Below are 304 nucleotides of genomic sequence, written 5' to 3' on the forward strand. Positions count from 1 at the left end.
TTCTACGTCAATGTACCGATCGGCGCGGTCGTGGTGGCCGGGGCCTGGCTGCTGCTGCCGGCCATGCCCGCCAACCGCCAGCGGATCGACGTACCTGGCGCGGTGCTCTCCGCACTCGGGATGCTCTCCCTCGTCTACGCCTTCGACCAGGCGGCCACCCACAGCTGGACCTCGGCCCGCGTCCTCGGCTGCCTCGTCGCCGCTCTGGTCCTGCTCGTCGCGTTCGGCCTGACCCAGGCCAAGAGACCGGCCCCGCTGCTGCCGCTGCGGCTGGTCGCCGACCGCAACCGGGCGGGAGCGAGTC

Annotated in this window: 1 pseudogene; it reads left to right on the forward strand. The window is 72.4% G+C overall.

The features are described from left to right. Positions 1-304, forward strand: a pseudogene (locus ACSNOK_RS33720) (MFS transporter); the annotation flags it as partial.

The sequence above is a fragment of the Streptomyces sp. URMC 126 genome, assembly GCF_051386555.1.
GTDB lineage: Bacteria > Actinomycetota > Actinomycetes > Streptomycetales > Streptomycetaceae > Streptomyces.